Origin of the sequence: Rhodovulum sp. HP10, assembly GCF_047553435.1 — a bacterium.
Taxonomy (GTDB): Bacteria; Pseudomonadota; Alphaproteobacteria; order Rhodobacterales; family Rhodobacteraceae; genus Rhodovulum.
Genome location: NZ_CP180201.1, coordinates 2351437 through 2372129, shown reverse-complemented (window position 1 = coordinate 2372129; position 20693 = coordinate 2351437). Strand labels below are relative to the sequence as shown.

The following is a 20693-nucleotide window of genomic DNA, read 5'->3' as shown; positions in this document are numbered from 1 at the left end:
GAGGGGCCTCAGGACAGGTGCGACAGGTTTTGCCGGGCGCCGAACAGGCCCGAGGGCCTCAGGATCAGGATCAGCAGGAACAGCCCGAAGACGACGGCCTCGCGCAGGTCCGAGCCGATGTAATAGCCCGACAGCGCGTCGACCTCGCCTATGATCAGCGCGCCGAGGAAGGCGCCGGGGATCGAGCCGAGCCCGCCCAGCACCACCACCACGAAGGCGGTCAGCACGAAATAGGTGCCGATATTGGACGAGGTCGGGTAAAGCGGCGCGATCAGCACGGCGGCAAGGCCGACGCAGGCAGCGCCGAGCCCGAAGGTCAGCACGTAGATGTGGTTGACATTGATGCCCATCAGCTCGGCCGCGCCGCGGTTCTGGGCGACGGCGCGGATGGCGCGTCCGGTCTGGGTGTATTTCAGGAACAGCTCTAGCCCGATCACCAGCAGGATGGCGGCGCCGAAGATCATCAGCTGTCCGCTGAGCAGCCGCAGCTCGCCGAATTCGAGCGGCGCGCGCAGGCCATGCGGCGGGGTGTTGGCGATGTCGGCACCGAAGATCAGGAGCGCGAGGTTGATCAGCGCCGTGGACAGGCCGACGGTGGCGAAGATCTGGATATGGTCGTCGCGGGCCGACATCAGCGGCTGGATCAACAGTCTTTGCGTCAGCGCGCCCATCACGAACAGCACCGGCACGACGACGATCACCGCCGCATAGGGGTGCAGCCCCATCTGGGTGGTGATCAGCCAGGTGATGAACATGCCGCCCATCAGGAATTCGCCATGGGCGAAGTTGACCACCTTGATGATGCCGAAGATCAGCGTCAGCCCGATGCTGACGATGGCGAAGAGGCCGCCCAGCATCAGGCCGTTCAGAAGGATTTGCAGGAATGTCGTCATGTCGGCTCCGCCACGTTCGGAGGGCGGGCGGCACCCGCCCCCGCCGGTTTCGGGGGGTGTTCGCTGCCAGCGCGGCCAGCGGGGCCGGGGCAGATCCTGGAAGACGTCCGGCGACAGGGCCGGAGCCGGGGGCCGGACCGGTCCGCCGGTCGGCCCCCGATGCGGTCAGCCGAACCCGTCCGCCGGGCCGGCCAACCGCGACACGGTCACTCGGACTGGCGGATCTCGGCGACGGCGGCATCCGGCGGATAGACCGTCAGGAGCTTGCCGTCCTGCCATTGCATGCCCATCATCCGCGCGCGCTCGTTCTGGTTGGTGTCGTCGAACTTGACGCCATAGCCCGCCGCGGTGGAGCCATCGGGAATGTCCATCGCCTTGACCGAGGCGACGATCTGGTCGGGTTCGAAGCCCTCGCCCTCGCCGATGGCCTGAAGCACCGCGAGCGCGCCGACATAGTTGGTCAGCGAATGGCCCGAGCGCGGCTCCTGCCCGTATTTGGCGCGATAGGCCTCGAGGAAGGTCTCGATGCCCGGGGTGAAGTCGGGATTGATCGCGTATTGGGTGAAATCGACGTCATAGATGCCGTCGATCACATCGGCGCCGACCGCATCGGCCGTGGGCTGCATCGAGTAGCCGCCGCCGCCGCCGATGATCGCCATCGGCTTGTAGCCGGCCTCGTTGGCCTGCTGCAGGAACAGCACCGTGTCGTTCTGATACGAGGTCTGCAGCACCACGTCGACGCCCTTGCCCTTCAGGTCGAGCACCAGCGAGGACATGTCGACGATATTGGCCGGGTAGCCCGATTTCAGCACCACGTTCAGCCCGCGCTCCTTGGCATGGGCGACCTCGTGACCGGCGACCGAGGTGCCGTAGGAGCTGTCCTCGTAGATGATGCCGACCTTCAGATCTTCGGGCGCCTTGCCGGCGGCGGGGGCGATCTGATCGACCAGCATGTCGATGACGGCGATGCCCATATGCTCGGCGGTGGGGTTGGTGCGGAACAGGTAGGTCATGCCGCGCCCGGTCACCTCGTCGGCGACGGCGCCGAGCTCGAAATAGGGGATGCCGGCCAGTTCGGTCACCTGCGAGGCCGCGATCACCCGCGACGAGGAATAGGTGCCGAAGACCGCCTTGACGCCCTCGAGCGAGATCAGCCGGCGGGCTTCGCCGATGGCCTGGTTGTTGTCGACGGCATCGCCGCGCTCGAGCACGATCTGTTCGCCGTGAAGGCCGCCCGCGGCATTGATCTGGTCGACCGCAAGGTCGAGCCCGCGCGCGCTTTCCTCGCCCAGCAGCGCCAGCGGGCCGCTGAAGGGATAGAGCGAGCCGATCTTGACATCGGCCAGCGCGCTGCCGCCGAGCGTCAGGCCAAGCGCGGTGCCCAGCAGGATGGATCTGGTGGTCATGGTGGTTCCTCCCGTTTCGGATGACGTGTTATGGGCAGGCGGCACGACCGGACGGCCCTGGGGCGCGCGGCCGGTCGGCCGAATTCTGTGGGCGGCGTTTCCGGCCCGGGCCCGTCGTTCAGGCCGGTCGCTCAGGCCGCATCGGTCAGCAGGATGATCTTGCCGGTATGGGCCGAAGCCTCGAGCCGGGCATGGGCGTCCTGCACCCTTTTCAGCGGAAATGTGGAATCGATCACCGGTCCGGCGCCCTTCTGAAGGATCAGCGGCAGCACCTTCGCCTCGATCTCGCGGGCCAGCTCGGCCTTCATCGCCAGGGGCCGCGCCCGAAGCGTCGAGCCGCAGAGCGTCAGGCGCTTGAACAGCACCGGGCCCATGTCCATCTCGGCGCGCGAGCCCTGCTGGAAGGCGATCTGGGCGATCCGCCCGTCCTCGGCCACCAGGTCGAGATTGCGCTGCATGTAGGGGCCGCCGACCATGTCGAGGATCACCTCGGGGCCCTTGCCGCCGGTCAGATCGCGTACCGCCTGAACGAAATCGGTATCGCGGTAATTGACCGAGGCCGCGGCGCCCAGCTTCTCGGAGGCGCGGCATTTCTCGTCGCTGCCGCAGGTGGTGATGACGCGCGCGCCGATCGCCCGGGCCAGGAGCGTCGCGGTGACGCCGATGCCCGAGGTGCCGCCATGGATCAGCGCGGTTTCCCCGGGCTGCAGCCCGGCGCGGATGAAGAGGTTCGACCAGACGGTGAAATAGGTCTCGGGGATGCCCGCGGCCTCGGTCATCGACAGGCCCTCGGGCACCGGCAGCGCGACATCGGCCTGCACGATGGCCTCTTCGGCATAGGCGCCGCCCGCGACCAGAGCCATCACCCGGTCGCCGGGGGCAAAGCGGGTCACGCCGGGGCCGATCTCGAGAACCTCGCCCGAAAGCTCCAGCCCCAGCACGTCGGAGGCGCCGGGCGGCGGCGGGTAATTGCCCTCGCGCTGCATCGCATCGGGGCGGTTCACGCCCGCAGCATGGACACGAACCCGCATCTCGCCCGGCCCGGGGGCGGACAGGGTCCGGGTTTCGAGCGTCAGCGCCTCGGGGCCACCCGGAACGGGTGCCGTCACGGACAGAACGCCGGTCATCGGGCGGTTCCCACCGGGCATTGCGCCCGCGCCTTTGCGACCTGACGCGACTGTGACAATTTGAACATGCAACCTCCCGTTTGCCGTTGGCGGCTCCCCTTCCGCCCTGCGACGTTATGTGTAATTTGTTATAACAACATGTCAACACGATTTCGGGGAGGAGCGAAGGTGATGACGTCATGAACGGGGCCGATCCGGCGGCCTGGATCAGGCCGGTCGAAAAGCAAAGCCTGAGCGAACAGGCCTATAGGGGATTGCGCGAGGCACTGATGCGGGGCGAGTTGCAGCCCGGCACGGTGCTGACGCTGCGGCCGCTGTCGCAGCGATTCGGGATCAGCGCGACTCCGATGCGCGAGGCGCTGATGCGGCTGGTGGCCGAGAATGCATTGCGGCTCGATTCGCGGGGGCGGACCTGCGTGCCGTATCTGACCCGCGGCATCCTGATGGAGATCCGCGGCATCCGCGAGCATCTGGAGGGCAATGCCGCGGCCGAGGCCGCGCGGGTCGCCGTGCCCAAGGATATCGACGCGCTGGAGGACATGCATCGCCGGATGATCGCGGCGCAGGATGCGGGCGATTTCGCCGAGGCAATCGGCGAGAATACCCGCTTTCATTTGATGCTGTGCGAGATGGCCGGGCAGCCGGTGGCGCTCGATCTGGTGTCCAATCTCTGGATGCGCTGCGGGCCGATCCTGTCGCATCTCTACGATGGCGGCATCCCCCCCAACTGGGAGCCGCACCCCCATCGCCGGATCGTTGCCGCGATCCGCGCGGGCGATGCCGAGGCCGCCCGCGACGCCTTGATCTACGACATTCGCGGCAATGGCGAGGGGCTTCTGGCCCATGTCGCCGAGGGCCTGCCCGATTAGGGCAGGCTGCGGGCAGGCTCAGGCGGCGGCCAGATCGGCGATCAGCCCCAGCGGGTGACGGGCCGGGACACTGGCCAGCCGCTCGGTCTGGCAGCGACAGGAAAAGCCGGTGGCGAGGACCGGCGCTTCGTCCCCGATCTTCGGCGCCCAGGACATGTCGAACAGGCGTCTCGAGACGGTCTGGTGACGGGTCTTGTGCCCGAAGAGCCCCGCCATGCCGCAACAGCCGGTGGCGGGCGTGTCGATTTCCACGCCCAAGGCTGCGAAGACCCGGCGCCAGTCGGCGGCGGCCTCGGGCGCGCCGGTCGTCTCGGTGCAATGCGAAAAGAGCTTGGGCGCGGGGCCTGTCGCGGCGAGATCGGGAAAGCGCCGGCCCGCCGCGATCTCGCGAGAGAGGAATTCCTGCGGCAGCAGCACGGGCGGCAGCGCGATGCCCGCCTGCGGATAATCCTGCCGAAGCTGCATCACCACTGCGGGGTCGAGCCCGATCAGCGGTGCGCCTGTCGCGGCGGCGGCCTCCAGATGCCGGGCGAAGCGGTTCGCCATCGTTTTGAAGCGTGGATCGCCCAGGCTTTGCGCGGTCTTGCCCGCGGGACGCATCGCAAGCATGCGCGGCCGGTAGCCAAGCGCCTTCAGCCCGGCCAGCGCATCGGTCCGCGCCGCGCCGTCGAACAGCGCCGAGAACCAGTCCTCGATGACGATCACCGTGCCCTCGGGCAGCGGCCGGGCCAGATCGGCGGCGCCGATCCGGTCGGCGCGGGGCAGGGCGGGGGCCAGTGCCTTGGGCAGATCGACCGTGCCGGTCAGCGCCCCCCCGATCCGGGCCAGCAGCGGCCAGACCGGGCTCATGAAGGGCGCAAGGGCCTGAAGAGTCACGCTTTCGCGCTCGGCCAGCAGCATCAGCCGGTCGGCCAGCGGGCGCGCTTTCCGGGTATAGAGATCGGCATAGAAGGCAGCGCGCATGGCGGGGATGTCGACCTGCACCGGGCAGCTCGACGCGCAGGCCTTGCAGCCGAGGCAGGCATCGAGCGTCGCTGTCAGATCGGCCTCGAGCGCGGCATCCACGCGGCCCTTCAGCCGCGCCTGCCGCCAGGCGCGCAGCGCATCGGCCCGGCCCTTTGGGCTCTGGCGCAGATCGGCGGTGGCCTTGAAGGAGGGGCACATCGGCGTCGCCGCGGCATAGGACAGGCATTGCGCATTGCCGTTGCAGCGGAAGGCGCGGGTCAGCGCATCGCCCTCGGGCGCGTTGAAGGGGCGGAACGGGATTTCGTCGATGGCGGGCACGGGTGCGTCAAGGCCCACCAGCTTGCCCGGATTGCAGCGCCCGGCCGGGTCGAAGGCGGCCTTGACACCCTGCAGCGCGGCATAGGCCTCGGCCCCGATCCAGTCGCGCAGGTAGGCCCCGCGCACGCCCTTGCCATGTTCGCCCCAGAAGATGCCGCCATGTTTGCGGGTCAGTTCGAAGACCGCATCCGAGACGGCGACCAGCCTCTCGCGGTCGGTGTCGATGTTCAGCGCGGGCCGGACATGCAGACAGCCGACATCGACATGGCCGTAGATCCCGAAATCGAGCCCCTGGGCGTCCAGTACCGCCAGGAAATCGTCGAGGAAGGCGGGCAGGTTTTCGGGCGGCACCACGCAATCCTCGACAAAGGCCACGGGGCGCGCGCGCCCGTCGACCTTGCCCAGAAGCCCGACACCGGCCGAGCGCACCGCCCAGAGCTCGCGGATCTCGGCGGCATCGCGCGCCATGTGGATCGCGCGGGCGCCGGGCAGGGCATGGATCGAGGTCTCGCAGGCGCTCAGGCGGGTCCGCAGATCGGTCGCGTCATCGCCGTTGAACTCGATGAAGACATAGGCCAGCGGCTGGCCACGGCTTGCGCGCAGCGCGGGCGGCAGCCGGGTCAGGATGCCCGCGCCATCGGCCAGCTTCTGCACGCGCTCGTCCATCACCTCGATGGCGGTGGGCTCGAACTCGGCCAGCGGCATGGCCGAGGCCAGCGCCTCGCGGAAGCTGGCAAATCCCGCGACCAGCAGACGCTTTTCGCGTGCGAGCGGGCGCAGCGCCACGCGGATCCTGCTCACCAGCCCCAGCGTGCCCTCGGCGCCCAGAAACAGCCGCCACCACTCGAAGCCGCCGGCCTCGGGGCAGGCGCGTTCCAGATCGTAGCCGGTGAAGCGGCGGTTCAGCCGGGGCGTCGCCGCGATGAAGGCCGCGCGCCCCGACCGGGCGGCGGCCTCGGCCGCGTCCAGCGTCGGGCGGGCCCAGTTGGGGGCGGGGGCGAGGCTTGACAGCAGGCCCTCGGGCCGGGCGATCTCGAGCCCGAGGATATTGTCCGAGGTCTTGCCATAGACCCGGCTGCCCTTGCCCGAGGCATCGGTCGAGACCATGCCGCCGATGGTGCAGCGGGTCGAGGTCGAGGTCTCGGGCGCGAAGAACACCCCATGCGGGCGCAGCCGCTCGTTCAGATCGTCGAGCACCATCCCGGGTTCGACATCGGCCCAGCCTTCGGCGGCATCGAAATCCAGCAGCCGGTGCATGTGGCGGCGGGTGTCGACGATGACCCCGCGGCTGAGGCTCTGGCCATTGGTGCCGGTGCCGCCGCCCCGCGCGGTGACGGGCATGGCGGCAAAGCGCGGCTCGGCCATGACCCGTTCCAGCGTGACCATGTCGGCGGCATCCATCGGCGCCACGACCAGATCGGGCATCACCTGATAGACCGAATTGTCGGTCGACATCGCGCTGCAAAGCGCCCGGTCGGTCTCGATCTCGCCACGGAACCCGGCTGCGCGGAGTGCCAGGGTCAGGTCAGGCGGGCTTTGCTTTGTCATGGCGGCCTTTCGCGGGATCTGCGGGTCGGAGGCCTCTTGAACCACAATCTGCGCCTTCGTAGAAATGGAAAGACATGAAGCTAGGTTCGGAAAATCTGAATATCACGCTCCGCCATCTGCGGGCGCTGCATGCGATCCGGGCGCAGGGCAGTTTCGCGCGGGCGGCCGAGGCGCTGGGGGTGGTGCCCTCGGCCCTGACCGAGACCGTGCGCCAGGCCGAGGAGGAGGTCGGGGCACCGCTTTTCGACCGCCGGATGCGGCCGCCGCAGCCGACGCCGCTGGGGCTGGCCTTCCTTGAGGAAACCGCGCCGGTGCTGGCCGATCTCGACCGGGCGCTGGGGCGGATGCGGGCGCAGGCGGGGCTGAGCGAGGGCCGGCTGGCGGTCGGGGCCGCGCCCTCGGCCATCGGCGATCTGGTCGGGCCGGCGCTGGCGCGGTTCCGCGCGGCGCATCCGGGGATCTCCTGCCTGCTGCATGACGATGTGGCCGAGCGGCTGGCGGGGCTCGTCTCGGACGGTACGCTCGATCTGGCAGTGGCGGGACGGGCGCGGCAAAGCCCCGATCTGACCCAGACCGAGCTGCGGCGCGATCCGTTCGGGCTGGCCTGCGGGGGGGGGCACCGGCTGGCCGGGCGCGATGCGGTGGCCCTGTCCGAGATCGACCCGGCCGAGGTCATCACGCTCTCGGCCGAGACCGGCACGCGACAATTGCTGGCAGGCGCCGCGGCCCTGCCCGAGGCCCTGAAAGAGACCCGGCTGCAGGCCCATTCGACCATCGCGCAGCTGTGCATGATCCGGGCCGGGCTGGGGGTCGCGTTGATGCCGAAAGCGGCGGTGGGGCTGTTCGGCGATCCGGCGATCCGCTTCGTTCCGGTGACGGGTCTTGGGCTCTGGCGGAGGCTCTACCTGCTGGAACCGGCACGGCGGGCGCGCTCGCATGTGGCGGCGGCGTTCCTGGCCGAGCTTGGAAAGAGCCCGGGCGCCACCTGATTGGGCTAGCGCCCGGGGGGAGCGGCCCCGGGACCGAGGAAGAACCGGGGCCTTTCGGGTCAGGCCTGGCGCGCGCGCCGGGCCCGAATGTGTTTCCAGACCGGCGGCAGCACCGTGGTCAGGACCAGAAGCGCGATCAGCACCATGCAGATCGGCCGGGTGAACAGGATATGTTCGTTGCGCACGTCCAGCAGCAGAGACAGGCGCAGGTTGCTTTCGATCAGCGGCCCGAGGATCACCCCCAGCGCCACCGGCGCCAGCGGCAGCCCGGTCTTGCTCATGACATAGCCCAGCAGGCCGAAGCCGAACATCAGCCAGACATCGAACAGCGAGTTCTGCACGCAATAGGCGCCGACGATGCTGAGGCAGATGATCAGCGGGATCAGCAGCGGGCGCGGGATCCGCAGCACCTGGGCGAAGAGATTGGTCGCGAAGGAGCCGCCCAGCGGGATCAGGATCAGCGATGTCAGGAACATCTGGATCATGAAGCCGTAGATGATGTCGGCGCTGTTTCGGAACAGGTCGGGGCCGGGTTGCAGACCGTGCACAAGCAGCCCGCCCATGATTACCGCCGCGACCGAGCTGCCGGGAATGCCCAGCGTCACCGTCGGGATCAGCGCCGCAGCATTATCGGCATTGTTGCCGAATTCCGAGGCGGCGATGCCTTCGGGATTGCCCTTGCCGAAGCTCTCGGGGTCCTTCGACATCCGCTTGGCGCGCTCATAGGCCAGGAAGGACACGAAGCTGCCGCTGGCGCCGGGCAGAAGCCCGACGAAGATGCCGTAGAAATAGGCCCAGCTCCAGATCCTGAAGTAACGCGGGATCTCGCGCATCGTCTTCAGGAAGGGCTGGAAGTCCAGCCTGATCCGGGCGCCCACGGCCCTGGCGGTATCCTCGGCCATCTCGAGACAGGGCGGGATGGCGTAAAGCCCGACCATCAGCACGACGATGTCGATGCCCGATTCCAGCTCGAGCTGGCCGAAGGTGAAGCGGTCGGTCGACATCACCGGGTCGAGACCGACCATGCCGATGAAAAGCCCGATCAGCGCCGAGAGCATGCCCTTGGGCAGATCCTCGCCCAGAAAGACCGCGACCGCGGCCATGCCGAAGATGCCGACCCAGAACACCTCGGGCGGGCCGAAGGCCAGCGTCACCAGCGACAGCGGCGGCGCCAGCACCATCATCGCGATGGCGCTCATCATGCCGCCGAAGGCCGAGGACAGAAGCGCGATCTGCAGCGCATAGCCGGCGCGGCCCTGCTGGGCCAGCGGGTAGCCGTCGAAGGTGGTCACGATGGCCGCGGGGGTGCCGGGGATGCGCAACAGGATCGCGGGGATCGCCCCGCCATACATCGCGCCGTTATAGATGCCCGCCATCATGCCGAGCGCGACCAGCGGGTCCATGGTGAAGGTCAGCGGCAGCAGGACCGCGATGCTCATGGTCGCGGTCAGCCCGGGCAGCGAGCCGACGACGATGCCGACCAGCACGCCGCCGACCATGGCCAGCAGGTTGGGGAAGGTCAGAACCGCCGGCAGCGCATCGAGAAGCGGAGAAAACAGGTCCATCTCAGCTGCCTCCGAGCCGGGTCCAGATCTCGGCCGGCAGCGGGCGCGAGAGGATCTGGATGAAGACGATATAGACCATCGCGAGGAAGCCCGCGGTGGTGGCCAGGATCGGCAGCGTCCGCCGATAGCCGAGCGTGACCGACAGCAGCGGCACGGTCAGCGCCGATGTGGTCAGAAAGCCCAGATATTTCAGTCCGATCAGTGCCAGGGCCATGATGCCCGCGACCAGGAAGAAGCGGCCGGGGCTGGCGAAGAAATCGGGATTGTCGCCGGTCCGGGTCTGTTTCAGATAGCCGCGTACGGCGATGAGCAGGCCCAGCAGCACGGCGGGGCCCAGCACCAGAAGGGGAAAGACGCGGGCATCGGCCCCGAACCCCAGCGCCCTGTGAATGCCGAGCGCGGCGAGAATCGCCACGCTCGTTCCCAGAACGACATCATTGTGGATGGATTTCATGATGTCCTTTCGACGGGGTTACTCAAGCCAGGGGCTCTCGGCCCAGATCTTGCGCATGGCCTGGTCGAAGGCGTCGAGCTGGGCGGCGAAATCGGCGCTGTCGGCGAAATCGAGCACCACGCCCTGATTGATCGCATCCTTGCGGAAATCGGGGTCGTTCACCGCCTGGGCGATGGCCGCCGACAGTTTCCCGACCGCCTCGGCGGGCATGCCCTTCGGCCCGGCAAAACCGCGCTGCGACGAGGCGACGATGTCGAAGCCCTGTTCCTTCAGGGTCGGGACCTCGGGGGCAAGCTCGGACCGCCTGGCGGCCATGATGCCCAGAATGTCGATCGAGTCCTGATAGTTGACCGCCTCGCCAAGATTGAAGCTGCCGACCGCGACATGACCGCCCATGGTGGCGTTGCGCGCGGCGACGCCGGGGAAGGGCACGAAGGTGAACTCGGCCCCGGTCAGCTTTTCAAGCTGCAGCCCGGCCAGGTGATCGTCGCCGCCGAAATTGCCGGTGGCCATGGTCACGACCTTCGGGTTTTCCCTGGCATAGTCGACCAGCCCGGCAATGTCCGTGAACTGGCTGCCCTTCTTGACGTTCAGTGCCGCAGGATCGGTGACCATGTTGGCGATGATGGTGAAATCCTGCCAGGTGAAATCGGCCTTGCCCTCGATCGGCTTGGTCACGATCGACGGCGTGGTGATGACGCCGATGGTGTAGCCGTCGGGCTTGGCATCATGCACCGCCTGCCAGCCGATGATGCCCGAGGCGCCGGTGCGGTTCTCGACCACGACCTTGGCGCCGTCGCCGAGATATTTCTCGATATAGGGCGCGACGGTGCGCACCATGATGTCGCTGCCGCCGCCGGCGCCATAGGGCACGACGATGGTGACGGGCTTCTCGGGATACTCGGCCAGAGCCGCGGTCCCGGCCAGCAGCGCGATGGCAGCCAGCGAGGCGGTGATGCGTTTCATCGGGTCTCTCCTTGTTGGGTCTTATCGGACGGCAGGGTTAAGGCGCCGTCACGCCACGTTCCATTTTTCCAGCGCCGGCATCAGCCAGCCGGGTTTCGGCGCGCCCGCGGCGATGGCCTCGATCCGCGCAGCCTCCTTGGCCAGCTTGTCACGGCAGAGCGGCAGCAGAGCGGCGGCATCGGCGGCGGGCACCACCATCACCCCGTCATCGTCGCCGATGATGATGTCGCCGTGATGGACGACGACATTGCCGACCGCCACCGGAATGTTGACATGGCCCGGCCCGAGCTTGCGCGAGCCGCGGGCGCAGGTGCCGCGGGCAAAGAGCTGGAACCCGCTTTTGGCGATCCAGTCGCTGTCGCGGCACATCCCGTCCAACACCAGCCCGCCCAGGCCGCGCGCCATGGCCGCGCGGGTCATCAGCTCGCCCCAGACGCCCGACTGGCGGTCGTTCGAGGTCGAGGCGACGAGGATGTCGCCCGGCTCGGCGGCGTGAAGCGCGGCATGCAGCATCAGGTTGTCATCGGGCGGCATCACCACGGTGACGGCGCGGCCGCAGAGATGCATGCCCCTGGCGATCGGCTTGATGCCCGCATCCATGATGTTGCGGCGGCCGTAGCAGTCATTCGCGACCGGCGCCGGGATGTCGCTGAACCCGGCGGCGAATTCGGCGCTCAGCGGATGGTTCACGGGGGCGACCGAACAGTCGAAGCTCATGCGGAGGGTCCTTCCTTGGCGGGCGTAAGTCTGGCCACGGCGGCGCGCAGCTTGAGGCAGGCCTCTTCCAGAACCTCGATGCCGCAGGCAAACGAGATCCGGAAGAAGGGCGAGAGGCCGAAGGCCGCGCCCGGCACGCAGACCACCTCGGCCTCCTCGACGAAATAGCGTGTGAGGTCGGCATCGCTGGCGATGGTACCGCCATCCGGCCTTGTGGCGCCGATCAGGGGCGCGCAGTTGACGAAGAGATAGAAGGCGCCGTCGGGCGCGTGGCAGGACAGCCCCTCGGTCTCGTTGATCAGCCGGACGCCAAGCGCGCGGCGGGCGCGGAAGGCCTCGAGATTGGGGCCCATGAAGGCGCGGGTATCGGTCAGCGCGGCCAGCGCGCCGAATTGCGCGGGATGCATCACGCCCCCGGTGGTCTGGCCCTGATAGGTGCGCATGGCGTCGATCAGCGCCTGCGGCCCGGCCGCGAAGCCGACGCGCCAGCCGGTCATGCACCAGGCCTTCGAGACGCCATTGGCGGTCAGGGTCCGGGCCTTCATCGCCTCCGAGACCTGGGCGATGGTGAAATAGGGCGCGGGGCCGTAGCGCAGATGCTCGTAGATGTCGTCGCTGAGGACCATCACCTGCGGATGACGCTCCAGCACCTCGGCCAGGGCGCGGATCTCGGCCTCGGTCAGGATCGTGCCGGTCGGGTTGCAGGGGTTGTTGAGGATCAGCCAGCGGGTGTTCTCGGTGATCGCGGCCTCGAGAGCCTCGGGCCGCAGGCGGAAATTGTCGTCCCACCGGGTTTCGAGCCACACTGGCACGCCGCCATTCAGCCGCGTCATCTCGGAATAGCTGACCCAGCCCGGCGCCGGGATCAGCACCTCCTGGCCGGGCTCGAGGCTGGCCGCCAGCGCGTTGAAGACGATCTGCTTGACGCCATTGGCGACGATCACCTGACTGGCGCGGTAATCCAGGTCGTTGTCCAGGTGGAATTTCTGGCAGATCGCCTCGCGCAGCGCCGGAATGCCCTGAACCGGCGGATAGCCGGTGCGGTTCTCGGCCAGCGCGGCGACGCAGGCGGCCTTGATATGGTCGGGGGTCGGGAAATCGGGCTCGCCGGTCGCCAGCGAGATCACCCGGCGGCCCTGGCCGCGCAGATCCCGCGCCAGCTGCGCCGCCTCGAGCGATGCCGAGGGCTTGGTGTCGCGCATCCGGCGGCTGACCGGATCGATGACGGGTATGACGGTCTCTGGGTCGGCTCTGTTCATCTCTGCTCATGCCATGACCGCGCACCCCGTGCAGCGGGGGTCGAGTCGGGCACGTCCTCGAAGGTTCGGAATATGTCGGGCGCGGTCGTCCGTTCATGGCGGTCCGCCGCGCTGTCTGCACGCTACCTAGTCAAAATAGGTTTACGCAAGCGAGTAATTCTTACCTTTCTGTCGAGAAAAAATTACGATAGACCAAGTGGCGGCGGCCCGCCGGGCGCCGGCCTGCCAACTGCCTGAAACCTTGCGTAAACCTAATGAAAGCCACTGCGGAGCCCTGCCATGTCGATCCGCCGCCTGAAGACCCTTGTCGCCATCTCGCGCCATGGCAGCCTGTCGGCCGCTGCAGCCAGCGAGCATCTGACCCGTTCAGCAGTCTCCTTGCAGATGAAGCAGTTCGAAGAGGATCTGGGCGTCGAGATCTTTGACCGGCGGCGCCGGGTTCCCGAGCTGAATGCCCGCGGGCGGCTGCTGGTGCCCAAGGCCATCGAGGTACTCGCCGCCTATGACGAACTGCGCCGCACGGCGCGGGGCGAGGCCACGATAACCGGCACGCTCAATATCGGCGCGATGTTCACCGCCATGACCGGGGCGGTGCCCCATGCGATGAAGCGGATGCGCGGGCTTTATCCCGACCTGCATATCCAGGCCGCCCCCGCCCATTCGGCCAATCTGGTGGCGCCGGTCGATCGCGGCGCCCTGGACGCGGCCTTCATCGGGCGGCCGCCGGTGCTGGGCTCGCGGCTGGTCTTTCACACCGTCACCGAAGAGCCGTTCCACCTTCTGACCGCCGGGGATTGCCCGCTCGATGATCCGCGCGAGATCCTCGAGGCCTATCCCTTCATCCGGATCAGTCGTTCGCTCTGGTCGGGGCAGCTGATCGACGACTGGCTGGTGCGCGAGGACATCACGGTCCACGAGGCGATGGAGCTTGACGGTATCCAGATGATCTCGACCATGGTCTATCACGGGCTGGGGGTGGCGGTGGTGCCCCGGCGCTGCGTGCCGGCGCCGAACCCGGTTGCGGTGCGCGAGATCGCGATCCCCGGCCTGGCCGGGCGGCCGGTCGGCATCCTCGCGCGCGATGACAGCCCCAAGGCCAGCCTGATCGATGCCTTCTGCACCCAGATGCGCCTGGTCGTGGCCGAGATCGGTCGCCGCGACGCGCCGGACGATGCGGATCAGGGGGCGTAAAGCTCGGCGAAGGCATTGCGCACGTTCTCGGTGACGGCTTCGAGCCGCCGCTCGATATGGCCGCGCATCTCGTGCTGGGCCGCCTCGGGGTCGCCCGCGCGCACCGCGTCGAGAATGCGCCGGTGCGGGGCGGTGGTGACGACCTCGGGCCCGTCGCGCTGGCTGAGCGTGCGCAGATCGATCAGCCGCACGAAATGGATGCGTCCGTTGACGTTTTCCAGAAGTCGGCTCAGCTCGGCATTGCCCGAGAGTGCTGTCAGTCGCATATGGAACGCTTCGTCGAGCCGGACCAGTTCCACCGGCGAGGTGCCGGGCTGGTAATCGGGGCAGGAGGCCTCGAGAAAGACCTCGAGCGCGTCGAGTTCCTGCGGGTCGGCGCGGTGCGCGGCAAGCTTGGCGGCCTCGCATTCGATCGCGGCGCGGGCCTCGTAAAGGTCCATGATCTCGCCCGGCGTCAGCGAGCGGCAGAAAAAGCCCTGACCGGGGCGGAACACCAGAAACCCCTCGGCCGCGAGCCGGTTCAGCGCTTCGCGCAGCGGCGTGCGGCTGGTTTCAAGCTGGCGCGCCAGCACCCCTTCGTTGAGGCGCGAATCCGGCTTGAAGGCATAGGTTGCGGCCATCTCCTTGAGCATCCGATAGGCTCTTTCAACCGTACCCGCCGTTTTTTTAGCCATTTCAATGGTTCCGTCCGAAAGGAGAAGAGGCGCGGATCCACAATAAGGGCGCCGGACAGAAAAACAATTGATTTGCGTTCCGGCCTGTGTATCACCCTGTATACAGCAAAGCATACCAAAACCGGACCCCGGCGAAGACGGTGACGGGCCCGGCATGAGCCATGTACGGGTCAGGCAGGGGCCGGAGCGGACGGGACGGCATGAACGGGCAGGAGACGCAGGTGACGCAGGTGATGAACGGGGCGCAGGTCATCCTGAAGATGCTGGAGCTGCATGGCGTGTCCCATGTCTTCGGCCTGCCGGGCGAGACCACCATCGGCTGGTACAAGGAATGGCGCGCCCATTCGAACATCGAATTCGTGCTGACCCGCGACGAGCGCACCGCGTCCTATGCCGCCGAGGCCTATGCCAAGGTCACCGGCCGCCCGGCTGTGCTGGAGGCCCCGAGCCCGGGCGTCACCCATTGCACCCCGGGGATTGCCGAGGCCTTCCTCAGTTCGGTGCCGGTGATCTTCTTCAGCTCGGACATTCCGGTGAACCAGGACAAGAAGCACGGGCTGACCGGGATCGACCAGACCGCGCTTTATGCCAGCATCTGCAAGGAATCATTCTACCTGACCTCGGTGAAGGACATTCCGATCCTGATGCGCCGGGCGTTCCGGGTGGCGACCTCGGGCCGGCCCGCGCCGGTCCATATCCGGGTGCCGATCAACATCTTCCACGAGACTGCCGAGATCGCCGATCTCTATGCCCAGCCGGAATACAGCGAATACCCGGCCCACCGCCCGGTGGCCGATCACGGCAGGATCCGCGCGGCCATCGACACGCTGCTGGCGGCCGAAAAGCCGCTGATCGTCTGCGGTCAGGGCGCGCTGATCTCGAAGGCGGGCGCCGAGGTGCAGGCGCTGGCCGAACTGTTGCAGGTCCCGGTCGCGACGACGACGCCCGGCAAGGGGCTGATGGCCGAGACCCATCCGCTGGCGCTTCGGGTGATCGGCGCGCGGGGCGGCATGGGCTATGCCAATGACTATGCCAAATCGGCCGACACCGTCTTCTTCGTCGGCACCAATACCGATTCCAGCTCGACCGATCACTGGACGCTGTATGGCGACCCGGCCTCCAAGACCTTCCTGCATCTCGACATCGCCGAGGCCCATGTCGGCAACAATTTCCCGCTGAAGGTGGGCATGGTGGGCGATGCCCGCGCGACGCTGGCCTACATGGCAGAGCTGATCCGGGCCGAGCATCCGCATCTGACGCGTCCCCGGCTCGACCTGACCGACATGAAGCGCACGGCGCTCGATGCGGTCTTCAACTCGAACATCGAAATGCCCGAAGGCACGATCTCGCCGGTCAAGCTGACCCGCGCGCTCGATACCCTGCTGCCGCCCGATGCCATCGTCACCGCCGAGCCCGGCGTCGCCGCGATCTACCCTTCGGCACTGCTGTCGGTGCGCGAGCCGGGACGGCGCTATCTGACCAATTATTCGATGGGTGCGCTGGGATATTCGGTGCCCGCCGGGATCGGCGCGGCCTTCGCCGGTGACGGGCCGGTGATCTCGCTGACGGGCGACGGCTCGCTCGCCTTCGTGCTGGGCGATTTCGAGACCATCCGGCGCAGCGGCAAGAACATCACCGTGATCCTGACCCGCAACGACACCTACGGCTGGATCCGGGGCGAGGCGATCCTGCTTGACGATGTCGACGAACCCTGGAGCACCGATTTCGGCGCCGTCGATTACGTGCAGGTCGCCCAGGGCTTCGGCTTCCAGACCGCGCGGATCGAGAGCGATGCCGAGATCGAGCCCGCCCTGCGCGCGGCCCTCGCCCATGAGGGCGCTAGCTTCATCGAGATCCGCGTGCCCTCGCAGGACAAGATCGTGCCTTTCGTGCCCTCCTGGGTGCGCGCTGCGCAAAAGAAGAAACTGCCCTATTTCAGCTGATATCCCACCCGGCACCGAGCAAGAGCGCGAAAAACGCGCCGCCCCCAACACGGAGACGACGCCATGAAGATCCTGACCCTGCCCCGGACGCTGCTGTCGCGCGCTGCCCTGGTCGCCGCCGCCCTTGCGCTGCCGCTGGCGGCCCCGGCCGCCGCCGACTTTCCCGACAGGGACCTGACCCATATCATGCCCTGGAGCGCGGGCGGCGGCACCGATACCGTCATGCGCCAGTTCATGAGCTTCGCCGAGAAGACCCTTGGCACCGGCATCAACACCCAGAACGTGACCGGCGCGCAAAGCGGCATCGGAACGCTCAGACTGATGAAGTCGCGGCCAGACGGCTACACCATCGGTTCGCTGACCTGGGACAGCGTGATCACCGTGCCCTATTACGAACTGGTGCCGGGCTATGACACCGACCGGCTGGCCTATCTGGGCTCGGTCACCGTGCATCCGACCGCGCTGATCGTGCGGGCCGATGCGCCCTTCGCCACGCTCGACGATTTCGTCGCCGCCGCCAGGGCCGCGCCCGGTACGCTGAAGATCGCCAATGTCGGTACCGGCGGCGTCTGGCACCTGCCCGCGCTCGACTTTTCCAAGGAGGCCGGGATCGAGGTGCAGCATATTCCCTATCCCAAGGGCTCGGGCCCCGAGCGCGAGGCGCTGCTGTCGGGCGAGGTCGACGCGATGTCCTCGAGCATCTCGGCGGCCTATGCCGCCGTGCAGGCCGGTCAGGCCCGGGTTCTGGCGGTGATGTCGGAGACGCGCGACCCCAAGTTCCCCGATGTGCCGACCTTCCTTGAATCGGGCTATGACGTGGTCTGGGGCAGCTTCCGCCTGGTCGCGACCCAGGCCGACGTCGATGCCGACAAGCGCGCGGCGCTCGAAGCCGGCTTTGCCGCGGTGTTCGATCTGCCCGAATTCCAGCAAGCGGCCGAGAAATCCGCGATGGGCGCGCATTGGATGGATGCCGAGGCAACCGCCGCCTATGTGAAGGCCGCCCAGAAGAAGGCCTTCGCCCTGATCGACCAGCTGGTGGCCGAAGGCGTGCTGCAGAAGTAGCAATTCGGCCAGCCCCCCGGGGGCGGGGCCCGGATTTGCCGGGTCCCGCCTTCGACCGGCCCTCGGGTCGCGCCACGACCGGCCAAAGGGAGACCGCCATGACCGGAAAGACCAACGGCCAGATCCTGTTCGCGGCCGGCCTCGCCCTCGCCAATACCGTCTATGGCTGGCAGGTGCTGCAGATGCCGCGCCCCTTCGCCTCGGGCGAACCGGGGCCCGCCTTCCTGCCTGCCCTGTTGTGTCTCGCGCTTTACGGCATGTTGGCTCGCGTGCTGATTTCGGAATTCCGCGCCCGCGTTGAGGCCCGCCGCGCCGACACCTCGGACGCCGCCGATGCGGCGGCCGATACCGGGCTGCCCGGGCTGCTGCCGGTGCTCGGCCCGCTTTTCGCCATCGGCGCCACCGCGCTTTTCGTGATCGGCTTCGTCTGGCTGGGCTACGTGATCTCGGCTGCGCTCTACTGCTTTGCCATCGCATTCTACTTCAATCTCGAGGATAGCGGGCGCTGGGGCCGCTCGGCGCTGATGGCGCTGGCGGTCGGGGTCGGGGTGACGGGCTTCGGCTGGCTGTTCTTCGACCGGCTTTTCGGCCTGTCGCTGCCGCTCTGGGGGCTCTGACATGCTGGCCGATCTCGCCCAGGGCTTTCTCTCGCTCACCCATCCCGCCACCTTCCTGCACCTGATCGGAGGCTTCCTGCTGGGGCTCGTGTTCGGCGCCATCCCGGGCCTGACCGCGACCCTGGCCATCGCGCTTCTGCTGCCCTTCACCTTCGGCATGGAGGTGACCGATGCGCTGGTCATGGTGGCCGGGATCTACATGGCCGGGATCTATTCCGGCTCGATCACCGGCATCACGCTGAACATCCCCGGCGCGCCCTCGGGCGCGATCACCACGCTTGACGGCCACGCCCTGATGAAGCGCGGAGAGGGGCCGCAGGCACTGGGAATGAGCGCCTTCTCCTCGGCGCTCGGCGGCCTGATCGGCGCGGTGGTGCTGATCGCGCTGGCCCAGCCGGTCAGTTCGCTCGCGCTCCTGTTCCAGACCCCCGACAAGTTCTCGCTGGTGCTGATGGCGATCGTCACCGTCACCATCGTCTCGTCGGGCTCGCTGTCGAAGGCCATCGCGGCGATGGTGCTGGGGCTGATGATCTCGACCGTGGGCATCGACCCGATGGTGCCCGAGGGCCGGTTCGATTTCGGCAGCTATCACCTGATCGAAGGCATCGGGCTGTTGCCCGCCGTGATCGGGCTGTTCGCGGTCTGCGAGCTGATCGCCCAGGCGGCGACGCCCTCGGCGATGATGCGGGCCGACCGGGTGGCCCAGATCGTCCGGCCGCGGCGCCGCGATTTCCTGCCCTCGCTTGCGCATGTCCGCGAGGTCGGTCCCGTCGCCTATGCCAAGAGCGCGGTGATCGGCGTCGTGATCGGCATGCTGCCGGGCGGCGGCGCCTCGATGGCCTCCTTCATCGCCTATGCCGAGGCCAAGCGCTCCGCGCGTCGCCCCGAGATCTTCGGCAAGGGCTCGTATGAAGGGCTCGCCGCCTCCGAGACCGCCAATAACGCGATGTGCGGCGGCGCGGTGATCCCGCTTCTGACCATGGGCATTCCGGGCGACGCGGTCACCGCCATCATCTTCGGCGTGCTGCTGCTGCACGGGCTGGTGCCGGGGCCCGCGCTCCTGGGGTCGAATTTCATCGAGATCGCGCCGATGTTCGCGGCGCTCTTCGTGTCCTCGATCCTGGTCTTCCTGTCGGTCCTGGCCTTCGGGCCGGTCTATCTGCGGCTCAGCCAGATCAATCGCGGCGTGCTTTACGCCTTCATCGCGCTGATCTCGATGGTGGGCGTTTTCGCCTCGTCTTGGTCGGCCTTCCAGATGTGGATGGCGCTGGCGATCGGGGTGCTGGCCTTCCTGATGCGCCGCTTTGGCTATCCGGTGGTGCCGGCGCTGATGGGCGTGATCCTCGGCCCCTATTTCGAGGAATTCCTGCGCCGCTCGCTTATTGTGTCCGAGGGCGATCCGACGATCTTCCTCACCAGCCCCGCCAGCGCCGCGCTTCTGGGTCTGACCGTGCTGTTCGTCTGGTTCCTGCGGTTGCGCCCGGCGCTGCGCGACCGGCAGGCTGCGCGCGAAAGCGGCGAGGGCGAATAGCGGCCGGCCCGTCGGGGGTCTGTCGGGATCTGTCGGGGGCGGGATCGCCGCGCCATTTTCGCCAGCGCGCAGGACCGGAGCATCCCGAGGCCCGCAAGACGGCCCGAATGCCTGCGCCTGCGACCGGTAGTGTCCGGGCCGATCCTGCTGTCCGCGGGAATCCGGCAATATCGGCGCAATGCCGGTGATGTGGCCCTGTCTTCGTGTCTTTCTTCGCTCCTGCCTGGGCCCGTGCCTTGTCCGGGGGCTGTCTGTCGGCAGGACCTGCGGCCCCTTAGCCCCGGGCGGGCGGGCATGACCAGCGGCTTCCGGCGCCTGTCCGCTGCAAGACCCGGCAGCAACCGACCGGCCCCGAAGACGGGATCGGGATGCGGAAACGAGGCTCTGTCTGCGCGACGACAGAATCGTGGGGCGAAGGCCAGCCCGGTCTGACCGCCGTCAGACTTCGGCCGCGCCGCCAGCCCTCCCCCCGCAACAAGAGGCCCGGCCGGGCCGCCGGGGGTGGCAGATCCCCCGCAACCCGTACCCGGCGCGTCTTTTCGTAGCGGCGAGCGGTTTCTGCCGCGCCATGCGCTGAAAGCAGCCGAGCACGGCGCAG

Annotated in this window: 17 protein-coding genes; 7 read left to right on the top strand and 10 right to left on the bottom strand. The window is 68.0% G+C overall.

All coding sequences use genetic code 11. The features are described from left to right. Positions 1-8 precede the first annotated feature (8 nt). The 3 genes from ACK8CO_RS11120 to ACK8CO_RS11110 all read right to left on the bottom strand — a co-directional run bounded on the left by ACK8CO_RS11120 (position 9) and on the right by ACK8CO_RS11110 (position 3426). On the bottom strand, positions 9-893 hold the full coding sequence (locus tag ACK8CO_RS11120; RefSeq protein ID WP_112316122.1) for a branched-chain amino acid ABC transporter permease: 885 nt from the start codon (positions 891-893) through the stop codon (positions 9-11). A gap of 206 nt (positions 894-1099) precedes the next feature. Continuing rightward, positions 1100-2299 carry an ABC transporter substrate-binding protein gene (locus tag ACK8CO_RS11115; RefSeq protein WP_414896665.1) on the bottom strand — a complete coding sequence of 400 codons (1200 nt, stop codon included), beginning with the start codon at positions 2297-2299 and terminating at the stop codon, positions 1100-1102. A 131-nt stretch (positions 2300-2430) separates the two neighbouring features. Continuing rightward, entirely contained in the window at positions 2431-3426 is a 996-nt protein-coding gene (locus tag ACK8CO_RS11110; RefSeq protein ID WP_414896664.1) for an NAD(P)H-quinone oxidoreductase, read from the bottom strand. A gap of 179 nt (positions 3427-3605) precedes the next feature. Between ACK8CO_RS11110 and ACK8CO_RS11105 the strand changes: the two genes are divergently transcribed. Further along, positions 3606-4295 (top strand): GntR family transcriptional regulator, encoded by a 690-nt coding sequence (locus ACK8CO_RS11105; RefSeq protein ID WP_080618183.1) that lies wholly within the window; start codon positions 3606-3608, stop codon positions 4293-4295. Between the two features lie 18 nt (positions 4296-4313). Here ACK8CO_RS11105 and ACK8CO_RS11100 read toward each other — a convergent pair whose 3' ends face one another. Next, entirely contained in the window at positions 4314-7127 is a 2814-nt protein-coding gene (locus ACK8CO_RS11100) for an FAD-binding and (Fe-S)-binding domain-containing protein (protein WP_414896663.1), read from the bottom strand. A gap of 74 nt (positions 7128-7201) precedes the next feature. On the opposite strand from ACK8CO_RS11100, the gene ACK8CO_RS11095 reads away from it, so the two are divergent. Then, positions 7202-8116, top strand: a complete 915-nt coding sequence (locus ACK8CO_RS11095) for a LysR family transcriptional regulator (protein WP_414896662.1) — start codon at positions 7202-7204, stop codon at positions 8114-8116. Between the two features lie 59 nt (positions 8117-8175). On the opposite strand, the gene ACK8CO_RS11090 is transcribed toward ACK8CO_RS11095, so the two are convergent. From ACK8CO_RS11090 to ACK8CO_RS11070, 5 genes are read right to left on the bottom strand one after another with little or no spacing between them, the layout of a single operon-like run. Next, a complete protein-coding gene (locus tag ACK8CO_RS11090) occupies positions 8176-9681 on the bottom strand; it encodes a tripartite tricarboxylate transporter permease (protein WP_231119344.1) in 1506 nt (501 codons plus the stop codon). Position 9682: 1 nt separating this feature from the next. Beyond that, entirely contained in the window at positions 9683-10135 is a 453-nt protein-coding gene (locus ACK8CO_RS11085) for a tripartite tricarboxylate transporter TctB family protein (protein ID WP_414896661.1), read from the bottom strand. Positions 10136-10153: 18 nt separating this feature from the next. Further along, on the bottom strand, positions 10154-11101 hold the full coding sequence (locus ACK8CO_RS11080; protein ID WP_414896660.1) for a tripartite tricarboxylate transporter substrate binding protein: 948 nt from the start codon (positions 11099-11101) through the stop codon (positions 10154-10156). A 48-nt stretch (positions 11102-11149) separates the two neighbouring features. Further along, entirely contained in the window at positions 11150-11818 is a 669-nt protein-coding gene (locus ACK8CO_RS11075) for an RraA family protein (RefSeq protein WP_414896659.1), read from the bottom strand. Continuing rightward, complete coding sequence (locus tag ACK8CO_RS11070; protein WP_080618177.1) at positions 11815-13077, bottom strand: pyridoxal phosphate-dependent aminotransferase; 1263 nt, start codon at positions 13075-13077, stop codon at positions 11815-11817. The genes ACK8CO_RS11075 and ACK8CO_RS11070 overlap by 4 nt, the downstream gene beginning before the upstream one ends. A 279-nt stretch (positions 13078-13356) precedes the next feature. On the opposite strand from ACK8CO_RS11070, the gene ACK8CO_RS11065 reads away from it, so the two are divergent. Continuing rightward, positions 13357-14268, top strand: coding sequence for a LysR family transcriptional regulator (locus ACK8CO_RS11065; protein ID WP_414896658.1), 912 nt, complete (start codon positions 13357-13359; stop codon positions 14266-14268). Here the strand turns inward: ACK8CO_RS11065 and ACK8CO_RS11060 are convergent. Next, positions 14256-14942, bottom strand: coding sequence for a GntR family transcriptional regulator (locus ACK8CO_RS11060; RefSeq protein ID WP_414896657.1), 687 nt, complete (start codon positions 14940-14942; stop codon positions 14256-14258). The two genes, ACK8CO_RS11065 and ACK8CO_RS11060, sit on opposite strands and share 13 nt — an antisense overlap. Before the next feature lie 200 nt (positions 14943-15142). Between ACK8CO_RS11060 and ACK8CO_RS11055 the strand changes: the two genes are divergently transcribed. The 4 genes from ACK8CO_RS11055 (at position 15143) to ACK8CO_RS11040 (ending at position 20095) form a co-directional block, all read left to right on the top strand. After that, the gene (locus ACK8CO_RS11055; protein ID WP_414896656.1) at positions 15143-16885 is read left to right on the top strand and encodes a thiamine pyrophosphate-binding protein; all 1743 of its coding nucleotides are present in this window, start codon (positions 15143-15145) and stop codon (positions 16883-16885) included. 63 nt (positions 16886-16948) lie between these two features. Then, complete coding sequence (locus ACK8CO_RS11050) at positions 16949-17947, top strand: tripartite tricarboxylate transporter substrate binding protein (protein WP_414896655.1); 999 nt, start codon at positions 16949-16951, stop codon at positions 17945-17947. Between the two features lie 98 nt (positions 17948-18045). Further along, positions 18046-18564, top strand: a complete 519-nt coding sequence (locus ACK8CO_RS11045; protein WP_080618172.1) for a tripartite tricarboxylate transporter TctB family protein — start codon at positions 18046-18048, stop codon at positions 18562-18564. A 1-nt stretch (position 18565) separates the two neighbouring features. After that, entirely contained in the window at positions 18566-20095 is a 1530-nt protein-coding gene (locus ACK8CO_RS11040; RefSeq protein ID WP_080618171.1) for a tripartite tricarboxylate transporter permease, read from the top strand. Positions 20096-20693: the final 598 nt, after the last annotated feature.